The following is a 396-nucleotide window of genomic DNA, read 5'->3' as shown; positions in this document are numbered from 1 at the left end:
GAAGGAGGGGGGGAGGAAAGAGAGAGAGAGGAGAAGAGGAGGAGGAAGAGGAAGAGGGGGAGAAGAGAAAGGGAAAGGAGGGGGAGAAGGGGGGAGGGAAAGAAGAGAAAGGAGGGAAGAAAGAAAAGGGGGGAGAAAAAGGGGAAGAAAGGGAAGAGGAAAGAAGGGAAGAGAGAGGGAGGAAGGAAAGGAGAGAAAAGAGAAAAAAAAAGGGGGGGAAAGAAAAAAGAAGAGGAGAGGAGAAGGAGAAAGAGAAAGGAAAAAGAGAAAAGAGGGGGGAAAAAGGGGAAAGGGAAAGGAGGGAGAGGGAAGAAAAAAAGGAGAGGAAGGGAAGAAAAGGGAAGGGGAAGGGAAAAAGAAGGGAGGAGAGGAGAGAAAGGAAGGAAGGGAGAAGAG

At 49.5% G+C, this 396-nt stretch carries 1 protein-coding gene; it reads left to right on the top strand.

Going from position 1 to position 396, the window contains the following annotated elements:
• Positions 1 to 396 (top strand): hypothetical protein (locus KH400_RS29905; RefSeq protein ID WP_217228209.1); only part of this gene is annotated, 396 nt, incomplete at both ends.

The organism is Desertibacillus haloalkaliphilus (assembly GCF_019039105.1).
GTDB lineage: Bacteria > Bacillota > Bacilli > Bacillales > KJ1-10-99 > Desertibacillus > Desertibacillus haloalkaliphilus.
The sequence above is the reverse complement of the archived record's forward strand: the minus strand, read 5'-3'. Positions and strand labels throughout refer to the sequence as shown.